Source organism: Bradyrhizobium sp. cf659, from assembly GCF_900113725.1.
Classification (GTDB): domain Bacteria; phylum Pseudomonadota; class Alphaproteobacteria; order Rhizobiales; family Xanthobacteraceae; genus Bradyrhizobium.
Genome location: NZ_FOQJ01000015.1, coordinates 104,420 through 118,694, shown reverse-complemented (window position 1 = coordinate 118,694; position 14,275 = coordinate 104,420). Strand labels below are relative to the sequence as shown.

The window sequence follows — 14,275 nt, the reverse complement described above, 5'->3', positions numbered from 1 at the left end:
CATGGCTCGCCTGTGCCAATCCCAAACCGACCGCACAAGATTTTTTGCAGTTGCGAATATGCATTGCACGTGACCGGAGGCCGCCCTTTCCTTTGCGGCCTGCGTGCGTTACTTGAGCAGCATTATAGTTGCACGATCCAGGGAGGCACCCCATGGCCATGACGATGAACGGCGAAGTCCAGCTTGCGGCGCCGCGCGAGGCTGTGTGGGCCAAGCTCAACGATCCCGAGGTGCTGAAGGCCTGCATCCCCGGCTGCGAGGAGCTGGAGAAGACCGACGACGGCGGCTTCCGCGCCACAGCGAAAATGAAGGTCGGCCCGGTGTCGGCGCGCTTCAAGGGCAAGGTGACGCTCTCCGATCTCGATCCGCCGAACGGCTACAAGATCTCCGGCGAAGGCGAGGGCGGGGTGGCCGGCTTCGCCAAGGGCGGCGCCGTGGTCAACCTCGCGGAGAAGGACGGCGGCACGCTGCTCTCCTACGACGTCGAGGCGCAGATCGGCGGCAAGTTGGCGCAGCTCGGACAGCGCCTCATCAACGGCGCCGCCAAGAAGCTGGCCGACGAGTTTTTCGCGAACTTCGCCAAGGCGGTACAGGGCTGAAGGCTATCGCTTTCGGCATGGCGCCTTGCGTCCGGGGCGATGTTGCCCCGGGCCATAATGGCCCATATGATGGGTTGGAATAATTATAAGAACCGCTTCGACGGGACCCGTCGGGGCGCTGATAGAGAGTGCTTATGGCAAAAATCTCCCTCATCGTGAACGGCAATCCTGTGACGGCCAACGTCGATCCCCGCACGCTTCTGGTGCAGTTCCTGCGCGAGAATCTGCGGCTGACCGGCACCCATGTCGGCTGCGACACCTCGCAGTGCGGCGCCTGCGTCGTGCATCTCGACGGCAAGGCCGTGAAGTCCTGCACCACGCTTGCCGTGATGGCCGACGGCCACGAGGTCAAGACGATCGAGGGGCTGGCTGCCGACGGCGCGCCGCTGCATCCGATGCAGGAAGCCTTCCGCGAGCACCATGGCCTGCAGTGCGGCTTCTGCACGCCCGGCATGATCATGACCGCGATCGACATCGTCCATCGCAAGGGTCACGAGCTCGACGATCACACCATCCGCGAGGAGCTGGAAGGCAATCTCTGCCGCTGCACCGGCTACCAGAACATCGTCGCCTCGATCTCCGCCGGCGCCAAGGCGATGGCGAAATCCGACCTCGCCTAAATCGACACGCGCGCATCCCGCGATCAGGACATTCAGATGTACGAATTCAAATATCATCGCCCCGGGACCGTTCGGCAGGCCGCCAACCTCCTGGTGAAGAACGAAGACGCCAAGGTGATCGCCGGCGGTCACACGCTGATTCCCGTCATGAAGCAGCGCCTCGCCAGCCCGCCGCATCTGGTCGACCTCTCCCATATCGAGGGGCTCAACACGATCGAGATGAAGGGCCGCTCGCTGGTGATCGGCGCCACCGCCAGGCACGCTGAGGTCGCGACCTCCGCCATCGTGGGCGAAGCGATCCCGGCGCTCGCGAGCCTTGCCGGCGGAATCGGCGATCCCGCCGTGCGCCACAAGGGCACGATCGGCGGCTCGCTCGCCAACAACGATCCGACCGCGGACTATCCGGCCGCGGTGCTAGCGTTAGGGGCGACCATCGTCACCAACAAGCGCCGCCTCAAGGCCGAAGAGTATTTCCAGGGGCTGTTCACGACGGCGCTCGAGGCCGACGAGATCATCACCAAGGTGATGTTCCCGCTGCCGAAGAAGGCCGCCTACATCAAATTCCGCAACCAGGCCTCGCGTTACGCGCTGGTCGGCGTGTTCGTGGCGCGGCGTCCGTCGGACGTCCGTGTTGCCGTCACCGGCGCCGGCTCCGAAGGCGTGTTCCGCGTCACCGCGTTCGAGGAAGCCCTGAAGAAGCGCTTCTCGGCGAAGGCGCTTGATGGCATCGAGGTGCCGGCCGAGGGTCTCAACAGCGACATCCACGGCAGTGCCGAATACCGCGCGCACCTCATCGGGGTGCTGACGCGGCGGGCCGTCGACGCCGCCAATGCCAAGGAATGATGGGCCTCACCAACTGGCCCGACGACTTGCCCCGGTGAGGGCGTAAACGAGACTGGCCCTTTCATGATTTCAGCGGCCCTGCCGGCATCTGTCGATGCGATGCTCGAACTCCTCACGTCGCGCGGCTATCTCGCCGAGCGATCGCTGGCGACGGTGACCTACCTGTCGCTGCGCATGGGCCGGCCGCTGTTTCTCGAAGGCGAGGCCGGCGTCGGCAAGACCGAGATCGCAAAAGTGCTGTCGGCGGCGCTGGGGCGGAAGCTGATCCGCCTGCAGTGCTACGAAGGCCTCGATGTTTCCTCCGCGGTCTACGAGTGGAACAGCGCCGCGCAGATGATCGCGATCCGGATGGCGGAAGCCGCCGGCGACACCGATCGCGATCAATTGTCGAGCGACATCTTCGCCGACCGCTACATGATCAAGCGGCCGCTGCTCCAGGCGCTGGAGCCCGACGTTGCCGGCCCGCCGGTGCTCCTGATCGACGAGCTCGACCGCGCCGACGAGGCGTTCGAGGCCTATCTCCTGGAAATCCTCAGCGACTTCCAGGTGACGATCCCCGAATTCGGCACCGTGAAGGCACCGCATCCGCCGATCGTCATCATCACCTCCAACCGCACCCGCGAGATCCACGACGCGCTGAAGCGGCGCTGCCTCTATCACTGGGTGGATTATCCCGCCGCCGAGCGCGAGCTCGCGATCGTCAAGACGCGCGTGCCCGGCATCTCGGCAAAGCTGTCGCAGCAGGTGGTGCGCTTCGTCCAGGCGCTGCGCAACCAGGACTTCTACAAGTCTCCGGGCGTCGCCGAGACCATTGACTGGGCCACCGCGCTGTCCGAGCTCGACGCCCGCTCGCTGACCCCGCAGGTGGTCGGCGACACGCTGGGCGCGCTGCTCAAGTACCAGGACGACATCACCCGCATGCAGGGCGACGCCTTGCAGAAGGTGCTGAAGGAAGCGACGAGCGAGGATTGACGCTCGCGTCAAAGTTAGCTCGTCATTCCGGGGCGCGCGTCAGCGCGAGCCCGGAATCCATCGGGCCGCAGAGTTAGTGGATAAATGGATTCTCAGATGCGCAATTGCGCATCATAGCTCGCGACTTCGTCGCGCCCCGGAATGAACGGCTGAGAGTGTGGACCCATGGCCATCAACCACCTGGCACCCGAGCAGACCGAGCAGTTCGCCGACAACATCGTCGGCTTCGCCCGCGCGTTGCGCGCGGCGGGCATGCCGGTCGGGCCGGGCGCGGTGATCGATGCCATGAACGCGCTTGAGGTGATCGACATCGGCAACCGGGCCGACGTGTTCACCACGCTGGAGGCGATCTTCGTCAAGCGCCACGAGCATGCGCTGATCTTCAAGCAGGCCTTCAACCTGTTCTTCCGCGCCTCGGAGGAGTGGAAGCACATGCTGGATTCGGTGCCGCTGCCGGATCAGGCCAAGAAGAAGCCGCAGGCCGGCGCGCGGCGCGTGCAGGAAGCGATGTCGCAGCCGCGCATGACGGAGACGCCGCAGCACCAGGAGCAGGACCTGCGCCTGTCGGTGTCCGACAAGGAAATCCTTCAGAAGAAGGATTTTGCGCAGATGAGCGCAGCGGAGATCACCGAGGCCTTGCACGCCGTCGAGCGGATGCGGCTGCCGCAGGCCGAACTGCTGACGCGCCGGCACCGGCCCGATTCCCGAGGCCTGCGCCTCGACCTGCGCCGCACGCTGCGCGCGTCGTTGCGCACCGGTGGCGACATCATCGACATCCATCGGCTCGGGCGGATCGAGAAGCCGGCGCCGATCGTCGCGCTGCTCGACATCTCGGGCTCGATGAACGAGTACACCCGCCTGTTCCTGCATTTCCTCCATGCGATCGGCGATGCGCGCAAGCGCGTCTCGGTGTTCCTGTTCGGCACCCGCCTCACCAACGTCACCCGCGCGCTGCGCCAGCGCGATCCCGACGAGGCGCTGGCGAGCTGCTCGGCCTCGGTCGAGGACTGGGCCGGCGGCACGCGGATCTCGGCCTCGCTGCACAACTTCAACAAATTGTGGGCGCGCCGCGTCCTGAGCCAGGGCGCCATCGTGCTCCTGATCTCCGACGGGCTGGAGCGGGAGGCCGATTCCAGGCTCGCCTTCGAGATGGACCGGCTGCACCGCTCCTGCCGGCGGCTGATCTGGCTCAACCCGCTGTTGCGCTTCGGCGGCTTCGAGGCCAAGGCGCAGGGCATCAAAATGATGCTCCCGCACGTTGACGAATTCCGCCCGGTACATAATTTGAGTTCGATCCAGGAGCTGATCACGACGCTCTCCCGGCCGCTGCCGCCGCATCACCGCAGCCTGATCCGTTCCGCAGCTTGAGAGGTTACCCCATGCTCGATCGCGACGAGGACATTCTGAGGGCGGCGGAGGACTGGCAGAAGGCCGGCCGTGGCGTCGCGCTCGCCACCGTGGTGGAGACCTGGGGCTCGGCGCCGCGCCCGGCGGGCTCAAGCCTCGTCATCAACGACGAGGGCACGTTCTTAGGCTCCGTCTCCGGCGGCTGCGTCGAGGGCGCCGTGGTCACCGAGGCCATGGACGTGATCGAGAGCGGCAAGCCCAAAATGCTGGAGTTCGGCGTCGCCGACGAGACCGCCTGGAATGTCGGGCTGTCCTGCGGCGGCACCATCCGTGTCTTCGTCGAGAAGGTCGGCTAGCCGTGAAGCTCGCGATTTTGCACGAACTCAATGCCGAGCGCGCCGCGCGCCGTCCCGCGATCTTGGTGACGGACACCGAGAGCGGCGAGCAGCGCCTGGTCAAGGCGAATGATTTTGCCAAGGACCCGCTGCGCGGCGAGCTCGAAAAACAGCTTCGCATGGGCAAGAGCGCCAATGTCGAGGTCGGCGGCAAGAAGCTCTTCCTCAACGTCTACGCGCCGACCGCAAAGCTCGTCATCGTCGGCGCGGTCCATATCAGTCAGGCGCTGGCGCCGCTGGCGCGCTCGCTCGGCTACGACGTCACTGTCGTCGATCCGCGCACGGCCTTTGCAAGCGCCGAGCGCTTCCCCGACATTCCGCTGGTGGCCGAATGGCCCGACACCGCGCTGCCGCCGCTCAACGTCGATGCCTACACGGCGTTCGTCGCGGTGACGCATGATCCGAAGATCGACGATCCCGCGCTGCTGCACGCCTTCGAGCGCGGCTGCTTCTATATCGGCGCGCTGGGCTCGCGGAAGACGCACGCCAAGCGCGGCGATCGGCTGCGGGCGCAGGGCGCCAAGGACTCGGACATCGCGCGCATCCACGCGCCCATTGGCCTTGCGATCGGCGCGGTCTCGCCGTCCGAGATCGCGGTGTCGATCATGGCCGAGATCACAGCAGTGCTCCGGCTGCCACCCAAAGAAAAAGAAGAAGCGGCATGAAGTTCGGCCCGGCGAGCCCCAGGGATGCGATCGGCGGGGTGACCGTCCACACCCTGCGCCAGGGTCCGCTGGTGCTGAAGAAAGGCACGACGATCGGCCCTGCCGAGGTCGAGGCGCTGGAGCGCGCCGGCATCAAGGACGTCGTGGTGGTGCGGATGGAGCAGGGCGACGTCTCCGAGGACGTCGCGGCCGCCAGCATCGCGCTTGCGGTCGGCGGCGAGGGCATCCATGTCGAGCGCGCCTTCACCGGCCGCGCCAACCTGTTCGCCGCGCGCCCGGGCGTGCTGGTGATCGACCGTGCCGCCGTTGACCGCATCAACAATATCGACGAGGCCATCACCTTTGCGACGCTGTCCGCCTACAAGCCGGTGGTCGAGGGCGAGATGGTCGGCACCGTCAAGATCATTCCGTTCGGCGTCGAGGGCGCCTTGCGCGATGCCGCGGTGAAGGCCGCCGGCAGGGACGTCCTGAAGATCGCCCCCTACGTCATCCAGCGCGTCGGCGTGGTCTCGACGCTGCTGCCGGGCCTGTCCTCCAAGGTGATCGACAAGACGCTGCGCGTCACCGCCGAGCGGCTGGCGCCGGCCGGCGCCAGCATCATCGCCGAGCGGCGCGTCCAGCATGACGAGCATGCGCTGTCGGCCGCGATCAAGGAGTTGCTCGCGCTCGGCGCGGAGCTGGTCATCGTGTTCGGCGCCTCCGCGATCGCCGACCGCCGCGACGTGATCCCGGCGGCCGTCACGGGAATTGGCGGTGAGATCGAGCATTTCGGTATGCCGGTCGATCCCGGCAATCTGCTGCTGATCGCGCGGGCCGGCGGGGTGCCGGTGCTGGGCGCGCCGGGCTGCGCACGCTCGCCGGTCGAAAACGGATTCGACTGGGTGCTGATGCGGCTGCTTGCCGGCATCAAGGTGACGCGCGCCGAGCTGATGGGCATGGGCGTCGGCGGGCTCCTGATGGAGATCGTGACGCGGCCGCAGCCGCGCGCAACGCCCGAGATCGAGGGCAACAGCCAGGTCGCCGCCATCGTGCTCGCGGCGGGACGCTCGACCCGCATGGGCGGGCCGAACAAGCTGCTCGCCGAGCTCGACGGCAAGAAGCTGGTGCGGATCGCGACCGAGCAGGCGCTGGCCTCCAAGGCATCCGAGGTGATCGTCGTCACCGGCCACCAGACCGAGCTGGTCGAGCAGGCGCTGCAAGGCCTGAAGGTGAGGTTCGTCAGGAATCCGGATTTCGCCGGCGGCATCGCGAGCTCGGTCAAGGCCGGCATCGCGGCCGTGTCTGAAGCTTGCGACGGCGCCGTGGTTTGCCTCGGCGATATGCCGCTGATCGATGCCGGCCTGATCGACCGTCTCATCGACAGCTTCGCGCCGGACCGCGGCAATCTGATCGTCGTACCCGTCAGCGAAGGCCGCCGCGGCAATCCCGTGCTGTGGTCGCGCCGCTTCTTCAGGGAATTGATGACCCTCGACGGCGACGTCGGCGCGCGTCACCTGATCGCCAAGCACACCGAAGCGGTCGCCGAAGTGCCCGTCGACGGCGAGAGCGCCTTCCTCGACATCGACACGCCGCAGGCGCTGGAAGCGGCACGGCGGGGATAGTGACTCCCTTGTAGGGTGGGTTAGCGCAGCGTAACCCACCATGCTTCAGCGATAGCGGAACGAAGTTGGTGGATTACGCTTCGCTAATCCACCCTACGGCACCTCCCAAGGCTTCGATTTCAACCACCCGTTCACCATCTGGAAACGACCGCGGCTTAGAGTCCGCTCCACCTGCCTTGGGGGGAGGGGTTTTTCCATGGCTTCGAATGTCGTCGCGCGCCGTTGCGCGATGTTTTTCTTTGCGTTGTCTGTTTGTGTCGCGGGCGCTCGCCACATCACGGATGCACATGCCGCCGGCGCATTTGCGGTCGGCAAGTGCGGCGCCTATGGCCAGGCTTTCGATTACGTCGCCGAGCACGAGGCGCGCGCCGCGGCGCAGAAGCAGTGCAAGGGCGATTGCACGACGGTGACGATGAAGCGCGCCTGCGCGGCGATGTCGGTCGATCTCAAGAACCCCTGCGGCGCGTATGGTTATGCCGTGAAGCCGAAGATCTCCGCTTCGCTCAATGCCGCCACGCGCGAATGCTACAAGTACGGCGGCAAGGAATGCGTGATCCGCGCCTGGGCCTGCGACGCGAAGGGTTGAATTCTCCTCCGTCATTCCGGGGCGTCGCGTAGCGACGAACCCGGAATCTCGTGCGATAATCTCCAGATTCCGGGTCTGCGCCTGACGGCGCATCCCGGAATGACGATTTTTTGGAGACATGCATGCAGTTCGACACCAAGATCGCCGTCGTGATCCGCTCCGATCTTCAGGCCTGGCAGAAGCTCAATGTGGCGGCTTTCCTCACCAGCGGCATCGCCGCGGCTTTTTCCGAATGCATCGGTGAGCCCTATGAGGATGCCTCGGGCACGACATATCACGCGCTGATCGGCCAGCCGATCCTGATCTACGGCGCCGACGGTCCGGCGCTGTCGCGCGCGCTCGATCGTGCGCTCACCCGCAACGTGGTGCCGGCGGTCTATACCGAGGACATGTTCAAGACCACGCATGATGCCGCCAATCGCGAGGTGGTGAGGGCGGTGGTGCGTGCCGATCTCAACCTCGTCGGTATCGCTGTTCGCGCCGAGCGCAAGGTGATCGACAAGATCGTCGACGGCCTCAAGTTCCATAGCTGACACGTCCCCGCGCTTCGCGCCGCGTCGTCATCGTGATGTCACGATGACGCGAGCGCTTGCGCAAACTTTGTGCGGTTTGATTCCAATCAAGGGGGAGCCTTGCGGCCTCGCTAGTCTGCTCCGCGTAATGCAAAGGAGCAGACCGATGCCGACCATGAAAGCCGCAATCGTCAGACAATTCGGCAAGCCGCTGGTGATCGAGGACGTGCCGGTGCCGCAGCCCGGTCCCGGCGAGGTTCTGGTCAAGGTGAAGGCTTGCGGCGTCTGCCACACCGACCTGCACGCCGCCTCCGGCGACTGGCCGGTGAAGCCGGTTCCGCCCTTCATCCCGGGCCATGAGGTTGCCGGCATCGTCGCCGCACTCGGACCCGGCGTGAAAAATCTGAAAGTGGGCGATGCCGTCGGCGTCGCCTGGCTGCATGACGCCTGCATGTCCTGCGAATATTGCGAGACCGGCTGGGAGACGCTGTGCGAGCACCAGCACAACACCGGCTATAGCGTGAACGGCGGATTCGCCGAATATGTCATCGCCTCGGCCGCGTTCGCCGCCAAGCTGCCGGCGACGATCGATTTTGCGGGCGTCGCGCCGATCCTGTGCGCCGGCGTCACCACCTACAAGGGCTTGAAGGAGACGGAGGCAAAGCCCGGCGAGTGGGTCGTGATCTCCGGTGTCGGCGGGCTCGGCCATGTCGCGATCCAGTATGCCAAGGCGATGGGGCTCAAGGTCGTGGCCGTCGATATCGCCGAGGACAAGCTCAAGCTCGCACGCGAGGCCGGCGCCGACCTCGCCGTCAACGCGCTCGCGGCCGATGCCGTCGACAAGGTGTTGGCGGCAACCGGAGGAGGGGCCCACGGCGTGCTGGTGACGGCGGTCTCGACCGCGGCGTTTGCCCAGGCACTGAAGATGGTGCGCCGGAAGGGTACCGTCAGCCTCGTCGGCCTGCCGCCGGGCGAATTCCCGACGCCGATCTTCGATGTCGTGCTCAAGCGCATCACCGTGCGCGGCTCCATCGTCGGCACCCGTCGCGATCTCGACGAAGCCATCGCATTCGCCGCCGACGGCAAGGTCAAGGCCGAGGTGACGAAGGTGCCGCTCGCTGAGATCAACGACGTCTTCGACCGGATGAAGGCCGGCAAGATCGACGGCCGCATGGTGCTGGATTTTGGCTAGTGCCGGCGCCTCACGGCGGCGGCATGGTCTCGAACTTCGGCAGGTCCGGATCGAGACGATCCCAGTCATGCCCGCGCGCAGCGTAAGTCACCACCTGCGGCTTGTAGCGGGCGGGCTCGTCGAGGCTTGCGGCGCGGATGGTGAAGATGTCGGGCATTGCTGCGAAGGTCAGGTAAACCGGCAAGCCGCAGACGGCGCAGAAGCCACGCGTCTTCACGTTGCCGCTGTCGCCGACCATGTCCCAGTGCTTCGCCTCGCCGGTTACGGTGACGCCGGCGCGCGCGAAGGTCGCGTAGGAGCCGTGGCCGCTGCCGCTTTCCCGCTGGCAGTCCCGGCACTGGCAATGATTGCTGAACAGGGGCTCACCGAGAATCGAATAGCGGATCGCGCCGCAGGCGCAGCCGCCGGTATAGGGCTTGTCCATCGTGATGACTCCTTACCTGTCTTCGCCGCTGATCTCGTCGAGCTGTCGGACGACCTTCTTCCAGCCGCCGCTCATGATGGTGTAGGCACTCTCGTTCCTGGGCAGCACGAAGCCCGCATGCACCAGCTGGATCCGCGTGCCGGCCTCGACCGGGGTGAGGGACCAGGTCACGACGGTGTCGAGCGGTGCGCCATAGCCGGTGTTGCGCTCGTCGCCGCCCTTCCAGGCGTAGACGAGGCGGCGGTTCGGCACGACCTCGAGAACTTGGCAATGGATCACGCCGTCCCAGTCGCCACCCGGTTTGGTCTGGAACGTGAAGGCCTTGCCTTCGACGGCCTCGAAGCCGGTCGGCTGCATCAGCCAGCGCGCGATCAGCTGCGCGCTGGTCAGCGCCTTCCAGATCGTCTCGGCCGTGTGAGGGAAGACCTCGTCGATGACGATGTCCTTTGTTTCAGCTTTCAACGCGGCAGCACTCACGGATCGATCTCCTTCAAGAGGTCGCGCAGGTTCTGGAAGCGCTCGCGCCAGAAGACGCCGTAATGATCCATCCAGGTCACCAGCGGCTCGAGTCCTTCAGGCGCAGCGCGGTAGTAGACGTTGCGGCCCTCCGCGCGCTCGGCAACGAGGCCGGCCTGTTTCAGCGACTTCAGGTGCTGCGAGATCGCACCTTGCGTCACGCCACTGCCGCGCGTCAGCTCGGCGACGCTGATCTCCTTGCTCTCGAAGACGCGCTCGAACACGGCGCGGCGGGTCGGATCGGCGAGGGCGCGCATCACAGTGGTGACGGGGTTTGGGGCGGCTTCGATCATGCCGATAAATTAGCGAGCGCTAATTCATTAGTCAAGACTAATTCAATTCCGTCGCGGGGCTCTACTTCATTGATTGACTATGACTGACCAGTCAGTCATAATTGAACCATGAAGAAGCCCGCCAAACTCGCTGCGGCATCTGCGGCCCAGGCTGGGAGCCGCATGCCCGAAGCCGCGCCCGCCTCGAACCGTGCCACACGCGCGGCGGAGCGGCGTGCGGCGATCGTCGAGGCGGCGATGGAGGAGTTCATTGCGCGCGGCTTTGCCGCGACGCGGCTCGACGACATTGCGAAGCGGGCCGGAGTCGCGAAGGGCACGATCTACCTGCACTTCAAGGACAAGGAATCGATGTTCGAGGAGCTGGTACGCGTCGTGATCGTGCCTGTGGTGGCGCGGCTGACGACGTTGCCGCCGCCGGTGGGCTCGGTGCGCGACCTCATCGAAGCCTTCGCCGGCAACTTCCTCAAGGAGGTGATCGGCACCAGGCGCGGCGATCTCGTGCGCCTGATCGTGGCGGAGGGGCCGCGCTTTCCCTCCGTCGCCGACTTCTACTATCGCGAGGTGGTCTCGCGCGGGGTCGCCGCCATGCGCGCGCTGATCGAGCTCGGCATCGCCCGCGGCGAGATCCGCGAGAAGGACCTTGCGCGCTATCCGCAGATCCTGATCGCGCCTGCGATGATCGCGGTGATCTGGCAAAGCCTGTTTGAGCGTCACGCGCCGCTCGACGCGCGGGACATGCTGCGCGTCCATCTCGATTTGATTTTTGGCGAACGGAGGACGACATGAGGTCGTCGCAAGCAATTTTCAGATTTGCATTGGCAGTCCTGCTCGCGACCGCGCTGGCGGCTTGCAACGAGAAGCGCGAACCCGGCTTCCAGGGCTGGGTCGAGGCCGACATGATCTTCGTCAGCCCGGACGAGGCGGGCCGGGTAACGAAGCTGAGCGTCCGCGAGGGTGACGAGGTCAAGGTCGGCGACGCCCTCTATTCCGTCGACGACGATCTCCAGCTTGCCGATCTCAACCAGAACAAGGCGACGCTCGCCAACGCGCAGCAGACCTATGACCGTGCGGCCTCGTTGAACAAGACCGGTTCGGGCACGCAGGCCAATCTTGATTCCGCCGTGTCCGCCTTGCGCGTGGCGGAAGCGCGGGTGGCGACGTCGGAGACGCGGATGGCGCGGCGCAGGGGCTTTGCGCCGGTCGCCGGCACCATCCAGCAGATCTATTTCCGCGAGGGCGAGATGGTGGCGGCGCAGCGGCCGGTGCTCTCGATCATGCCGCCCGGCAACATGAAGCTGCGCTTCTTCGTGCCGGAGACCGAGCTGCCCAAGCTTGCGATCGGCGACACGGTCCGGATCGGCTGCGACAATTGCGCCGCCGACCTGACCGCCAAGATCTATTTCATCGCGACCTCGGCCGAATACACCCCGCCGGTGATCTACAGCCTCGATGAGCGCAACAAGCTCGTTTACCTGATCCAGGCGCGGCCCTCGCGCCCCGATGCCTTGCGCGTCGGGCAGCCGATCGACGTCTATCTCAATCCAAAAACTCCAATGGCGGACAAGCGATGAACGGCGGCAACGGCATCGCAATCGACGTCAAGGGCCTGACGAAGTCGTTCGGCGGCCGCGAGGTCGTGCACGATCTGTCGATGCAGGTGAAGCGCGGCTCGATCTATGGCTTCCTCGGTCCCAACGGCTCGGGCAAGACTACCACCATCCGCATCCTCTGCGGCCTGCTGACGCCCGACAGCGGCGAGGGCACCTGCCTCGGCTACGACATCCGGCGCGATGCCGAAAAGATCAAGCGCCAGGTCGGCTACATGACCCAGCGCTTCAGCCTCTACCAGGACCTGTCGGTGCGCGAGAACCTCGAATTCGTCGCGCGGCTCTATGGCCTTGCCGATGCACGCGGCGCGGCGGCTGACATGGTCAAGCGGCTCGGACTCTCGGGTCGCGAAGAGCAGCTTGCCGGCGAGCTCTCCGGCGGCTGGAAGCAGCGGCTCGCGCTCGGTGCCTGCACGCTGCCCAGCCCGAAGCTGCTGCTGCTCGACGAGCCGACGGCGGGCGTCGATCCCAAGGCGCGGCGCGATTTCTGGAACGAGATCCATGCGCTCGCCGCCGACGGCCTCACCGTGCTGGTCTCGACCCACTACATGGACGAAGCCGAACGCTGTCACGAGATCGCCTACATCGCCTACGGCCATCTGCTTGCGCACGGCACGGTGGAGGAGGTGATCGCGAAATCTGCGCTCTCGACCTACACTGTGACCGGCGAGGACCTCAACGAGCTCGCGGCTGCGCTCACCGGCAAGCCCGGCGTGGACATGGTGGCACCGTTCGGCACCTCGCTGCACGTCTCGGGGCGCGACGTTGCCGCGCTCGAAGCCAGCATCGCACCGTGGCGCGAGCGGAGCGGCCTGCACTGGCAGAAGTCGCATCCCTCGCTGGAAGACGTGTTCATCGAACTGATGAGCCGCTCCAAGGACAATTTCCAATGAGCGCAATCGATCATCTCGCACCACCCCACGAAATCCGCGAGCGCTTCGGCTTCCTGCGGCGCTCCTACGCGATGCTGGTCAAGGAGTTCATCCAGCTCAAGCGCGATCGCGTCTCGTTCGCGATGATCGTGATGCTGCCGGTGATGCAGCTCATGCTGTTCGGCTATGCCATCAACACAACGCCGCACCTTCTGCCGAGCGCCGTGCTGCTCCAGGAGGACTCCGATCTCGCCCGCTCGATCCTGAAGGCGCTGGAGAACACCGCCTATTTCCGCTTCCTCTACGAGGTGCACGACGTCGACGATTTCGACAATCTGCTGAAATCGGGCAAGGTGCTGTTCGGCGTCGAGATCCCGCGCGGCTTCGAGCGCGCGGTGCGGCGTGGCGACAAGCCGGCGCTGCTGGTCGCGGCCGACGCCACCGATCCCGTTGCGGCGAGCGCGGCGATCGGCTCGCTTGGCATGGTCGTGCAGACCGCGCTCAAGCACGATCTCTATATCGGCGATCCCCCGGAGATGCCGTTCGAGATCCGCGCGCATGCGCGCTACAATCCGGCCGCAGCGTCAAGCCTCAACATCGTGCCGGGGCTGGTCGGCACCATCCTCACCATGACCATGCTGATCTTCACCGCGCTCTCGGTCACGCGCGAGGTCGAGCGCGGCACCATGGAGAGCCTGCTGTCGATGCCGATCAAGCCGGTCGAGGTGATGTTCGGCAAGATCATTCCTTACGTGCTGGTCGGCTTCGTTCAGGCCTTCCTGATCATCAGCATCGGCGTCGGCCTGTTCGGCGTGCCCGTGCTCGGCAATCTGTTCCTGCTCGCGCTGCTCTCGACCTTGTTCATCACCACCAACCTGTCGATCGGCTACACGATCTCGACGGTGGTGCAGAACCAGCTCCAGGCCATGCAGATGTCGATGATGTTCTTCCTGCCGAGCATTCTGCTCTCCGGCTTCATGTTCCCGTTCGCCGGCATGCCGGCCTGGGCGCAATATGTCGGCGAATGCCTGCCGCTGACCCATTATCTGCGCATCGTCCGGGCCATCATGCTGAAGGGCGCGAGCATGCAGAATCTGCACTTCGACACGCTGGCGCTGGCGGCCCTGATGCTGATCGCCATGACCATCGCCGTGACGCGCTTCCGCCGCACGCTGGATTGAGGCAAACTGTCCTTTGATGCCATTCCGGGGCACGCGTAGCGTGACCCCGG

18 protein-coding genes are annotated in these 14,275 nt (G+C 65.6%); 15 read left to right on the top strand and 3 right to left on the bottom strand.

The annotated features are described in order from the left end of the window. Nucleotides 1-152 precede the first annotated feature (152 nt). The 11 genes from BM118_RS36845 (at nucleotide 153) to adhP (ending at nucleotide 9,332) form a co-directional block, all read left to right on the top strand. Complete coding sequence (locus tag BM118_RS36845) at nucleotides 153-599, top strand: SRPBCC family protein (protein WP_027548696.1); 447 nt, start codon at nucleotides 153-155, stop codon at nucleotides 597-599. 134 nt (nucleotides 600-733) lie between these two features. Further along, nucleotides 734-1,219 carry a (2Fe-2S)-binding protein gene (locus tag BM118_RS36840; RefSeq protein WP_014494194.1) on the top strand — a complete coding sequence of 162 codons (486 nt, stop codon included), beginning with the start codon at nucleotides 734-736 and terminating at the stop codon, nucleotides 1,217-1,219. Between the two features lie 36 nt (nucleotides 1,220-1,255). Further along, nucleotides 1,256-2,062 carry an FAD binding domain-containing protein gene (locus tag BM118_RS36835; RefSeq protein WP_092192496.1) on the top strand — a complete coding sequence of 269 codons (807 nt, stop codon included), beginning with the start codon at nucleotides 1,256-1,258 and terminating at the stop codon, nucleotides 2,060-2,062. A 63-nt stretch (nucleotides 2,063-2,125) separates the two neighbouring features. Next, nucleotides 2,126-3,034 carry an AAA family ATPase gene (locus tag BM118_RS36830; protein WP_092192494.1) on the top strand — a complete coding sequence of 303 codons (909 nt, stop codon included), beginning with the start codon at nucleotides 2,126-2,128 and terminating at the stop codon, nucleotides 3,032-3,034. 165 nt (nucleotides 3,035-3,199) lie between these two features. Beyond that, nucleotides 3,200-4,402, top strand: a complete 1,203-nt coding sequence (locus BM118_RS36825; protein ID WP_092192492.1) for a vWA domain-containing protein — start codon at nucleotides 3,200-3,202, stop codon at nucleotides 4,400-4,402. Between the two features lie 11 nt (nucleotides 4,403-4,413). Next, the gene (locus tag BM118_RS36820; protein WP_011088407.1) at nucleotides 4,414-4,737 is read left to right on the top strand and encodes an XdhC family protein; all 324 of its coding nucleotides are present in this window, start codon (nucleotides 4,414-4,416) and stop codon (nucleotides 4,735-4,737) included. Nucleotides 4,738-4,739: 2 nt separating this feature from the next. Next, nucleotides 4,740-5,441 carry an XdhC family protein gene (locus tag BM118_RS36815; protein WP_092192490.1) on the top strand — a complete coding sequence of 234 codons (702 nt, stop codon included), beginning with the start codon at nucleotides 4,740-4,742 and terminating at the stop codon, nucleotides 5,439-5,441. Further along, on the top strand, nucleotides 5,438-7,042 hold the full coding sequence (locus BM118_RS36810) for an NTP transferase domain-containing protein (protein WP_092192488.1): 1,605 nt from the start codon (nucleotides 5,438-5,440) through the stop codon (nucleotides 7,040-7,042). The genes BM118_RS36815 and BM118_RS36810 overlap by 4 nt, the downstream gene beginning before the upstream one ends. 196 nt (nucleotides 7,043-7,238) lie before the next feature. Continuing rightward, on the top strand, nucleotides 7,239-7,628 hold the full coding sequence (locus tag BM118_RS36805) for a DUF4189 domain-containing protein (protein WP_092192486.1): 390 nt from the start codon (nucleotides 7,239-7,241) through the stop codon (nucleotides 7,626-7,628). Nucleotides 7,629-7,750: 122 nt separating this feature from the next. Beyond that, nucleotides 7,751-8,161 carry a DUF2000 family protein gene (locus BM118_RS36800; RefSeq protein ID WP_177235022.1) on the top strand — a complete coding sequence of 137 codons (411 nt, stop codon included), beginning with the start codon at nucleotides 7,751-7,753 and terminating at the stop codon, nucleotides 8,159-8,161. A gap of 145 nt (nucleotides 8,162-8,306) precedes the next feature. Then, nucleotides 8,307-9,332 carry an alcohol dehydrogenase AdhP gene (gene adhP / locus BM118_RS36795; RefSeq protein WP_092192482.1) on the top strand — a complete coding sequence of 342 codons (1,026 nt, stop codon included), beginning with the start codon at nucleotides 8,307-8,309 and terminating at the stop codon, nucleotides 9,330-9,332. Nucleotides 9,333-9,342: 10 nt separating this feature from the next. Here adhP and BM118_RS36790 read toward each other — a convergent pair whose 3' ends face one another. From BM118_RS36790 to BM118_RS36780, 3 genes are read right to left on the bottom strand one after another with little or no spacing between them, the layout of a single operon-like run. Next, the gene (locus tag BM118_RS36790; protein ID WP_092192480.1) at nucleotides 9,343-9,756 is read right to left on the bottom strand and encodes a GFA family protein; all 414 of its coding nucleotides are present in this window, start codon (nucleotides 9,754-9,756) and stop codon (nucleotides 9,343-9,345) included. Between the two features lie 12 nt (nucleotides 9,757-9,768). Then, a complete protein-coding gene (locus tag BM118_RS36785; RefSeq protein ID WP_092192478.1) occupies nucleotides 9,769-10,233 on the bottom strand; it encodes an SRPBCC family protein in 465 nt (154 codons plus the stop codon). Beyond that, nucleotides 10,230-10,565: an ArsR/SmtB family transcription factor gene (locus BM118_RS36780; protein WP_092192476.1), complete on the bottom strand. Its 336-nt coding sequence runs from the start codon at nucleotides 10,563-10,565 to the stop codon at nucleotides 10,230-10,232. The genes BM118_RS36785 and BM118_RS36780 overlap by 4 nt, the downstream gene beginning before the upstream one ends. 108 nt (nucleotides 10,566-10,673) lie before the next feature. Here BM118_RS36780 and BM118_RS36775 point away from each other — a divergent pair, with 108 nt between their 5' ends. From BM118_RS36775 to BM118_RS36760, 4 genes are read left to right on the top strand one after another with little or no spacing between them, the layout of a single operon-like run. Beyond that, a complete protein-coding gene (locus tag BM118_RS36775; protein ID WP_092192474.1) occupies nucleotides 10,674-11,351 on the top strand; it encodes a TetR/AcrR family transcriptional regulator in 678 nt (225 codons plus the stop codon). Next, complete coding sequence (locus BM118_RS36770; RefSeq protein ID WP_092192472.1) at nucleotides 11,348-12,136, top strand: HlyD family secretion protein; 789 nt, start codon at nucleotides 11,348-11,350, stop codon at nucleotides 12,134-12,136. Before BM118_RS36775 ends, BM118_RS36770 begins: the two co-directional genes overlap by 4 nt. Beyond that, nucleotides 12,133-13,065, top strand: a complete 933-nt coding sequence (locus tag BM118_RS36765) for an ABC transporter ATP-binding protein (RefSeq protein WP_092192470.1) — start codon at nucleotides 12,133-12,135, stop codon at nucleotides 13,063-13,065. Before BM118_RS36770 ends, BM118_RS36765 begins: the two co-directional genes overlap by 4 nt. Beyond that, complete coding sequence (locus BM118_RS36760; protein WP_092192468.1) at nucleotides 13,062-14,225, top strand: ABC transporter permease; 1,164 nt, start codon at nucleotides 13,062-13,064, stop codon at nucleotides 14,223-14,225. Before BM118_RS36765 ends, BM118_RS36760 begins: the two co-directional genes overlap by 4 nt. Nucleotides 14,226-14,275 lie beyond the last annotated feature (50 nt).